Source organism: Allostella sp. (assembly GCF_041913585.1).
Lineage (GTDB): Bacteria > Pseudomonadota > Alphaproteobacteria > ATCC43930 > Allostellaceae > Allostella.
The window spans coordinates 1-8,669 of record NZ_JAYSFE010000006.1 but is presented as its reverse complement, the minus strand read 5'-3'; the positions used below and the strand labels follow the sequence as shown (position 1 = coordinate 8,669).

Annotated in this window: 7 protein-coding genes and 2 pseudogenes; 3 read left to right on the top strand and 6 right to left on the bottom strand. The window is 73.1% G+C overall.

All coding sequences use genetic code 11. From position 1 onward, the window contains the following. Both ACE3Q3_RS02260 and ACE3Q3_RS02255 read right to left on the bottom strand, forming a co-directional pair. Positions 1-1,832 (bottom strand): annotated as a pseudogene (locus ACE3Q3_RS02260) (hypothetical protein); the annotation flags it as partial. A 101-nt stretch (positions 1,833-1,933) separates the two neighbouring features. Next, positions 1,934-2,329, bottom strand: a complete 396-nt coding sequence (locus ACE3Q3_RS02255) for a response regulator (RefSeq protein WP_374441168.1) — start codon at positions 2,327-2,329, stop codon at positions 1,934-1,936. 63 nt (positions 2,330-2,392) lie between these two features. On the opposite strand from ACE3Q3_RS02255, the gene ACE3Q3_RS02250 reads away from it, so the two are divergent. Further along, positions 2,393-2,854: a DUF3833 family protein gene (locus ACE3Q3_RS02250; protein ID WP_374441165.1), complete on the top strand. Its 462-nt coding sequence runs from the start codon at positions 2,393-2,395 to the stop codon at positions 2,852-2,854. A gap of 8 nt (positions 2,855-2,862) precedes the next feature. Here the strand turns inward: ACE3Q3_RS02250 and ACE3Q3_RS02245 are convergent, their stop codons facing one another. The 3 genes from ACE3Q3_RS02245 to ACE3Q3_RS02235 are packed head-to-tail and all read right to left on the bottom strand — an operon-like array spanning position 2,863 to position 5,955. Further along, the gene (locus ACE3Q3_RS02245; protein WP_374441163.1) at positions 2,863-4,377 is read right to left on the bottom strand and encodes a DHA2 family efflux MFS transporter permease subunit; all 1,515 of its coding nucleotides are present in this window, start codon (positions 4,375-4,377) and stop codon (positions 2,863-2,865) included. Beyond that, positions 4,374-5,519, bottom strand: a complete 1,146-nt coding sequence (locus ACE3Q3_RS02240; protein WP_374441157.1) for an HlyD family secretion protein — start codon at positions 5,517-5,519, stop codon at positions 4,374-4,376. Before ACE3Q3_RS02240 ends, ACE3Q3_RS02245 begins: the two co-directional genes overlap by 4 nt. Further along, positions 5,512-5,955, bottom strand: coding sequence for a MarR family winged helix-turn-helix transcriptional regulator (locus tag ACE3Q3_RS02235; protein ID WP_374441153.1), 444 nt, complete (start codon positions 5,953-5,955; stop codon positions 5,512-5,514). The genes ACE3Q3_RS02240 and ACE3Q3_RS02235 overlap by 8 nt, the downstream gene beginning before the upstream one ends. Before the next feature lie 137 nt (positions 5,956-6,092). Between ACE3Q3_RS02235 and ACE3Q3_RS02230 the strand changes: the two genes are divergently transcribed. Beyond that, complete coding sequence (locus ACE3Q3_RS02230; RefSeq protein WP_374441130.1) at positions 6,093-7,289, top strand: Bcr/CflA family multidrug efflux MFS transporter; 1,197 nt, start codon at positions 6,093-6,095, stop codon at positions 7,287-7,289. On the opposite strand, the gene ACE3Q3_RS02225 is transcribed toward ACE3Q3_RS02230, so the two are convergent. Beyond that, positions 7,243-8,157: a LysR substrate-binding domain-containing protein gene (locus ACE3Q3_RS02225; protein ID WP_374441118.1), complete on the bottom strand. Its 915-nt coding sequence runs from the start codon at positions 8,155-8,157 to the stop codon at positions 7,243-7,245. The two genes, ACE3Q3_RS02230 and ACE3Q3_RS02225, sit on opposite strands and share 47 nt — an antisense overlap. Before the next feature lie 156 nt (positions 8,158-8,313). On the opposite strand from ACE3Q3_RS02225, the pseudogene ACE3Q3_RS02220 reads away from it, so the two are divergent. Continuing rightward, a pseudogene (locus tag ACE3Q3_RS02220) lies at positions 8,314-8,669 on the top strand (catalase-peroxidase); the annotation flags it as partial.

Here is an 8,669-nt window from a genome sequence, read left to right as displayed (position 1 = left end):
CCGCCCGCCGCCCCCCCCCCCCCGGCCCCGCCCGGGTCCGCCCCCGCCCCGCCGCCCCCCCCGGCGGCGCCGCCCGCCCCCGCGACCGGCCCGCCATCGCCCGGCAGCGCGACCTCGAGCGCGGCAGCGACGGCGAGCGCGCCAACCTCCGCGGTGACTGTCGCATCCGCCTCGACCCCGCCGCCGCCGACGTCGAGGTTGGTCGCGGCGGCCAGCGCCAGCGCCGGCTCCTCGTCCCCCAGGCCGATCGTCACCGCAAGGCCGGCGTCGATCGCCGTGCCCTCGGCACCGAGAAGCGCGAGATCGACCGCGGTCGAGACCACGGCGATTCCGCCGACCGTCGCCGCGACCGCCGCCGCCGTGGCAAGGGCCGCGTCGCCTTCGAGCAGCGTCGCGACCACGTCCAGCGCCGCCGTCGGTGCCGCACCGAGATCGGCTTGCGCAGTGACCGGGAGGGCGGCCTCCCCGTCCGGACCGAACGGGCCAGCCGCCGCGTCGGCAGCGCGGCCGGCCGAGACCGCGAGGTCCGGAGCTGGCGGATTGCGGTCGACCGCCGGCCCGGCATCGTCCCGGTCGGGTCCGGGCGCCGGAAGGGCATTGCCCAATCCGCCCTCGCCGCCCGTCGTGGCCGCCGCCGGGCCGGTTGCGGGCGCATCCGGGTCCTGGAATCGAGCGGCGAGCGACCACCCCGGTTCCCCGCCGCGCAGGACCATTTCGCTCCCCGCATCGCGCCCGTCGTCCGCGGCCGGCATGATCGCGGCCTGGGGCCGCTCGAAGATTTCGGCCGCGGGCGCGGCCGCGCCGTCCGCGCCGGCGAGGTCGGGCGGAACCGCGACCGCCGGCGACCGGGCTGCGGCCGGTGCCGCCGCCACGGCGCGTGCGGCCGCCGTCACCGGTTCGGCGAGCGCTCCGGCCGCGTCCGGGCGGAATGCGGGCGAGATCGCCGCCGCGTCGCCGTCCGGGGCTGCGGCGCCGCACCCGTCGGCGATCTCGGCGACCCGACGCGACGGTTCGCCGCCGTCGTCGGCCGCGACGGCGGCGGGATCGGCGGCGCCGGCCACGAACGAGCCCGCCTCCGCCGGGCCGCGCGTAGCGCCCTCCCCGTCGGCGACGTCGCTCTGCCCGGCCGGATCGTCCGGCGGCGTCCGCGACCAGGCGTCGCCCGCCGCCAGCACGGCGGCGACGAAGGGCGCGGCGACCACCGGCCCGAAGCCGATGCCGCGGCCGTCGCGCCCGCCGCGGTCCGCCTCGGCGGCGGCGCGGGGCGCGGCGACGTGACGGCCGAGCGCCGCCAGGATGTCGGAGGGGCTCTCTGCGCCGGCGAACGGCTCGGCCGCCTCGGCCGAGCTGTCGGCGAGGACCTTGGCCACGAATGCCAGCAGCAGGCCGAGGATGAACGGATGCCGGGCGAAGGGCTGGTGGCGCCGTGCCTGGCGGAGGATCTCCCGGCGCAGTCCGGGGCAGATCCGGAGCGCCGTCGCCACGATCACCACCGCCATCCGCGGATGGTCGGTCAGCATCGTGTCGACGATGATGGCCGCCCGGTCGGGTTCGCGCCGGATCGCCATGGTCAGCGCGAGCACGACCTCGGCCGCCGTCGGCTGCCCGGGTTGGTCGGCGGCCAGGTCGTCCGCCAGACGCTCCAGGACCTCGGCGTCCGCCGCCGCCCGGGACGCGCGCGCGGCGCGCGACTGCCGGCCTTCGCCTCGTGGCCGCCAGCCCGCCGACCACTCGTCCGCGTGCGGCTCGAACCCGTCGAGGACCACCCGGCGCCGCTCCTGCGCAAGGCGTTCCAGCAAGTCTCCGACGACAGCTCCCGGCAGGACGGTCATGGTTCCTCCCGACGCGCGGTATAATCACAAATTATTCGCTCGGCCCTCGGGTTCCATGATCCATGAAGTTATCATCGTGATAACCCGCGGATCGACGACCGCTAGGCGAGCTTCGCCTCGAACTCGTCCAGGTCGACCGGCTTGCGCAGCCACTCGATCCCGTCCAGATCATTCTGCTCGGCCAGGATCTTCGCCGATTCCATCACGCCCCAGTGGTATCCGGTCATGACGATGATCCGCGGCCGGAGGGTCATGCGGGCAAGCGCCAGGAGGACGTCGATGCCGTCGATCTGCGGCATGACCAGGTCGACGACGACGTGGGTGGGCCGGAATTCCGCCACCGTCGCGTCGAATGCGGCACCATCCTCGAGAAGTTTCGCGGCGTACCCGAGGGCACGCGCCGTCGCGATCAGCGGCTCGACGACATCGGGCTCGTCATCGACAAAGAGAACCCGTCCGCGATCCGTTCGCCCCGCCTTGCCCGTGCCGCGCCGCATCATACTCCTCGTTGATCGCTCCGAGCCTAGCATGCGGCTTTGGGCACCGGAGTCCTGCGGGTGATGGAGAATGAACCATTCCGCATGGAATTGTTCTACCAGGGATTGGTCCATGGCTGGGGTCATCTCGTCGATCGGCGCGGCGGCAGCGAGCGGCCGATGACGGCGACGCTGCGCGGCCGCTGGGACGGCGCGGTGCTGACCCTGGACCAGGAATGGCGGGCCGCCGGGGCGCCGGCCGAGCGGCGGTCGTGGCGCATCCGCCCGACCGCCGACGGCTACCGGGGCACCGCCGCGGACATCGTCGGCACCGCCGAAGGGCGGCGGACGACCGCGGGCGGCCTGCGCTGGACCTATCTCGCGGACATCCGCGTCGCCGGGCAGGCGTGGCGGGTGGCGTGCGAGGAGGAACTGGTGCCGCAGACCGCGAACGTCGCCACCGTGGCGATCCGGATCGCCAAGTTCGGCCTGACGATCGCCGAGATCGACATGGTCCTGAGCCGCGCCGCGCCGCTTTCGGCCTGACCCCTCCCCTACCGGCGACGCGGCGGCCGCGCGAGGCTGACGACCGGGATGCCGAGGAGCGCGATCATGGCGAGCAGCTGGAAGTCGGCGAAATAGGCGATCGCCGTCGCCTGGCGGACGAGTTCGGCCTGGATCGCCGACAGCCCTTCGGCGGTCTCCAGGCTCCAGGCGTCGGGCAGGCCATGCGCCTGGATCGCCGGCGCCAGCGGCTGGACGAAGCCGACAAGTTCGGAGCGCGCCGCCTGGCCGCCGCGGGCGAGCAGGAAGATCACGACCGAGATGCCGACGCTGCCCCCGATGTTGCGCAGCAGGCTGAAGAGCGAGGTGCCCTGCGGGCGGTGCTCGGGCGCCAGCGTCGTGAAGGAGAGCGTGCTGATCGGCACGAAGCAGAAGCCGAAGCCCATGCCCTGGATGAAGCCGGAGACGAGGAAGCGCTCGAAGCCGACATCGAGCGTGAAGCCCGCCATGTCGTGCAGCGTCAGCGCCAGCAGCGTGTAGCCGATGGTCAGCAGGATGCGGATGTCGACCCGGCCGATCAGCCGTCCGACGAGGAACATGGCCAGCATCGTGCCCATGCCGCGCGGCGCCAGGATCATGCCCGCGGTCAGCACGGGATATCCGAGCAGCGACTGCATGAAGGGCGTCAACAGCGCCAGCGAGCCGAACAGGATGAAGGCGGTGATGCCGATGAGGACGACGCCGGCGGCGAAGTTGCGGTCGCGGAAGATGGCGAGGTCGACGAACGGCCGCTCGGCCGTCAGGACGTGCGCCAGGAAGAGATAGAGGGCGAGGCCGGCGATCAGCGCCTCGATGACGATCTCGGCCGAGGTGAACCAGTCGAGATGCTCACCGCGGTCGAGCATGAGCTGGAAGGTGCCGACGGCGAGCGACAGCAGCCCGAAGCCCATCCAGTCCATGCGCAGACGGCGGTCGCGCCCCGGCCGGTCGAGGAAGGCGACGAGGCCGACGAGCGTCAGGATGCCGATCGGCAGGTTGATGTAGAAGACCCAGCGCCAATGGTAGTTCTCGGTCAGCCAGCCGCCCAGCGTCGGCCCCAGGATCGGGCCGACCATGACGCCGATGCCCCAGATCGCCATCGCCTCGCCGTGACGCTCGCGCGGATAGGTGTCGAGCAGCACCGCCTGGGACAGCGGCACCAGGGGCGCGCCGAACATGCCCTGGAGCAGCCGGAAGGCGACCATCTGCTCCAGCGACTGCGCCGCCCCGCAGAGAATCGAGGCGACGGTGAAGCCGGCGACCGCCACCAGGAACACCTCCTTGCGGCCGAAGCGGCGGGCGAGCCAGCCGGTCGGTGGCGTCATGATCGCCGCGGCGACGATGTAGGAGGTGAGGACCCAGTTCACCTGATCGAGCGAGGCGTTGAGGCTCGCCTGCATGTAGGGCACGGCGACGTTGGCGATCGTCGTGTCGAGCGCCTGCATGATGGTCGCCAGCATGACGCAGCCGGTGACGGCGGCGCGGCTGCCGCCGGCCGACGCGCGCGCCGGCTCGGCGATGCTCACCCGCTGCTCCCGGTCCCGTCGCGCCGATCGAGGCCGAGCCAGCGCCGAAGGTCGGCCCAGACCGAGGCCAGCGTCCGCTCCCGCCCGGTGTCGACGGTGACGACCGCGCTCATGCCCGAGCGCAGGACGGGTCCGTCGGCCTGCGGCTCGACGGCGATGCGCATCGGGATGCGCTGGACGACCTTGATCCAGTTCCCGCTGGCGTTCTGCGGCGGCAGGATCGCGAACTCCGCGCCGCTCGCCGGGCTGACGCTCTCGACCCGGCCGCGCCAGCTCCGCCCGGGATAGGTGTCGACGGTGACCGACGCCGGGTTGCCGAGCGCGATGTGGGTGAGGTCGGTCTCCTTGGGGTTGGCATCGACCCAGAGATGGTCGGTGCGGACCAGCGTGAAGGCCGGCTTGCCCGCCTCGAGATACTCGCCCGGCTGGAGCGCGCCGACATTGGCGAGGATGCCCGGCGCCGGCGCCACCACCAGCGTCCGCCGCCGGTCGCGGACGGCGCGGTCGAGCTGGGCCTGGGCCTGGCGCGCCCGCGGATGGTCGGCGGGCGGGGCGTCGAGGTCGCCGCCGAGCGACGCCAGGACGGCCGCCGCCTCCTCGCGCGCGGCGGCCGCGCGCTGGCGGGCCCGGGCATAGGCGATGCGCGCCTGGTCGAGGACGGCCACCGCCGTCACCCCGCGCTGGCCGAGTTCGGACTGGCGGCGGAACTCGCGCTCCTGGTAGGCCGCGTCGGCATCGGCCAGCCGGATCTCCTCGACCTTCTGGCGGTAGGTGGCCTTCAGCGTCGCCAGTTCGGTCAGGACGGTGGCGAGGCTGGCGCGTGCCGCCGCCTCGGCCAGCGCAAACGGCTCGGCGTCGAACCGGAACAGCGGCTGGCCCGCCGTCACCGCCTGGTTCTCGGCGACCAGGACCGCCTCGACCACGCCGGAGACGTCGCTCGAGATCGTCACCTTGTCGGCCCGGACATAGGCGTTGTCGGTGACGACGTAGCGCCCGCCCGAGAGGTAGATGGCGAAGGCGCCGGCGACCACCAGCACCGGCACCAGGACGAGCAGCAGGAGGCGCCGGCGGCGGCGCTGCCGGGCCTTGCGGACGAGCGCCGCGTCGCTGCGCTGCGGGTCGAGGTTGGAACCTTCAGGCATGACCGGCCTCGGCGTCGGGGCCGACCTCGGCCTCCTCTTCGGCGGCCGGGTCGCAGGGCGTCTCCAGCCCCAGAAGGTTCGTCTTCATCACACTCAGCAGGTCCGTCATGCGCTCGCGGTCGGCGGCGGAGATCCCGGTCAGGGCCTCCTCGCGGGTTGCGGCCCCGAGGCTCCGCATGACCTCCAGCACCGGGGCCGCCGGCTCCAGCAGGTGCAGGCGCTTGACGCGGCGGTCGCTCGGATCGGGACGGCGCTCGACGAACCCCGCCGCTTCCAGCCGGTCGACCATGCGCGCGAGCGTGATCGGCTCGACCTCGAGGATCTCGGCGAGGCCGCCCTGATGGATGCCCTCGTTGCGCGACAGGTGGGCCAGCACCGACCATTGCGCCCGGCTCAGTCCGAGCGTCCGCGCCTTCCGGTCGAAGCGTTTGCGCAACAGTCTGGCGACATCGTGCAGCAGGAATCCGAGATGGCGCTCGAACTCGTGGGGCAGCCGTTCCTCCCGCAGCGAAGGCTGCTTATTATAAGCACCCTCACGTTAGCCGCCGCGACCGCGGCGGTTCAAGGCAGAAGATGCGCCCACCGAAAACCGAACTCCTCGTCATCCTGGGCGCGCTGACGGCGTTCGCCCCGCTTTCCATCGACATGTACCTGCCGGCCTTCCCGCAGATGGAGGTGGCGCTCGGCGCCTCGACCGACGCCATCCAGCGGACGCTGGCCGCCTTCTTCCTCGGCTTCGCGCTGGGCCAGGCGTCCTACGGCCCCGTCACCGACCGCTTCGGCCGCAAGCCGCCGCTCTATTTCGGCCTCGGCCTCTATGTGCTCGCCTCGATCGGCTGTGCGCTGGCGCCCTCGGCCGAGGCGCTGACGGTGCTGCGCTTCGTCCAGGCGGTGGGCGCCTGCTCCGGCATGGTCATCGCCCGCGCCATGGTGCGCGACCTGTTCGAACCCCGCGACGCCGCCCGCGCCTATTCCTCGCTGATGCTGGTCACCGGCCTCGCGCCGATCCTGGCACCGGTGATCGGCGGCGCGGTGCTGGTGTGGTCCGGGTGGACGACGATCTTCTGGCTGCTCGCCGGCTACGCGGTGCTGGCGCTGGCGGCGGTGCACTGGCGCCTGCCGGAGACCCACCCGGCCGACCCCTCCCGTCCGCTCGCCTTCGGCCGCGCCGTCGTCGACTATGCCCGCATCCTGCGCGACCGGCGCTACATGGGCTACGCCGCCGGCGGCGGCCTCGGCATGGCCGGCATGTTCGCCTACATCGCCGGCTCGCCCTTCGTCTTCATCGACCTCCACGGGGTCACGGCGCAGCAGTACGGCTGGGTCTTCGGCCTCAACGCCATCGGCTTCGTCGCCGCGGCCCAGGTCAATGGCCGGTTGCTGCCGGCGGGCAGCCACGAGCGCGCGCTCCGGGTCGCCATGCTGGTGCAGGGCGCGGCGGCGCTCCTCCTGATCGCGGCCGGCGCCACCGGCACCGGCGGCTTCGCCGGCCTTTTCGCGCCGATCTTCGTCTATGTCGCCTGCCTCGGCTTCATCATGCCGAACGCCGCGGCGCTGGCGATGGCGCCCTACGGCCGCAATGCCGGCGTCGCCTCGGCGCTGCTCGGCACGCTGCAGTTCTCGCTGGCCGCGGTGGCGTCGGCCCTGGTCGGGCTCCTGCACGACGGGTCGGCCCTGCCGATGGCCGGCACGGTCGCCGCCTTCGGACTGGCCGGGCTCGCCGTCAACCGCCTGCTGGCCCCGGCGCCGCCGCCTGCCATGCCGCGGTGACGAGGCGGGCGAGCGCCTCGAAATCCCGCCGCCGCGGCGAGGTCCCGCGCCAGACCAGCGACACGGTGCGCGACGGCTCCGGCGGGGCGAAGCGGCGGAGCGCCACCCTCGGGTCGCGGAACCCGGCCCGGAGCACCAGTTCGGGCAGCAGCGTCGCGCCGTGGCCCGCCGCCACCATCTCCACCACCGTCGCCAGGCTGGTGGCGCCGAGCGTCGCCAGGCTGGCCGCCGGCACGCGCCCGCAATAGGCCAGCGCCTGGTCGCGCAGGCAGTGCCCCTCCTCTAGCAGCAGCAGCCGCTCGGCGGCGACCGAGACGGCCGCGACGCGGTCCGGCAGCGAGCCCGCGTCCGCAGCGCCGACCGCCAGCAGGAAGGGATCGACGAAGAGCGCCCGGGTCTCGAACTCCGGCCGCGCCTCGCCGGTCGCCAGGATCGCGCAGTCGACGCGGCCCGTCGCCAGTTCGGCGAGCAGGGCTTCGGTCCGCGTCTCGCGGAGCTGCGGCTCGAGGTCCGGATAGGATCGCGCGAGGACGGGAAGGATCAGCGGCAGCAGGTAGGGCGCCACCGTCGGGATGATCCCGATCGCGAGCGCACCGGTCAGCACGCCCCGGCGCGCCCGCGCATGGTCCTCGAGGTCGCGCACCGCGGCGACGATGGCCGAGGCCCGGCCGAGCACCTCCTCGCCCTCGGCGGTGAACTCGACCCCGCCCGGCCGGCGCTCGGCCAGTTCGAGGCCGAGGGCGGCCTCGAGCTCGCGGATCTGGGTGGAGAGCGCCGGCTGGGTGACGTGGCAGGCCTCGGCGGCGCGGCCGAAATGCCGGTGCTCGGCGAGCGCGAGGAGGTAGCGGAGCTGGCGCAGGGAGATCATCGAGCGATCAGATAATCTGATCGACATCGCCGGCAAGATAATTGGACGTCCACTCGCGGGGAAATCAAGATTCCCATCCACGGTTTTGCCGAATGCGGGAAAGCGGCCGGTCTCCAGGATCCTGACCGCGGTGCCGCGCCATCACAGGAGCATCCAATGAACAACAGCGAAGCCGGTTCTGCTGGAAAGTGCCCCGTCCTGCATGGCGGCGTGACCTCCGCCAGCATGGCGATCATGGATTGGTGGCCCAAGGCCCTCAACCTCGACATCCTGCACCAGCACGACACCAAGACCAACCCGCTGGGCGCCGGGTTCAACTACCGCGAAGCGGTCAGGACGCTCGACGTCGAGGCCCTGAAGAAGGATCTCGCGGCCCTGATGACCGACAGCCAGGAGTGGTGGCCGGCCGATTGGGGCCACTACGGCGGGCTGATGATCCGCATGGCCTGGCACTCCGCCGGCACCTACCGCATCGCCGACGGCCGTGGCGGCGGCGGCACCGGCAACCAGCG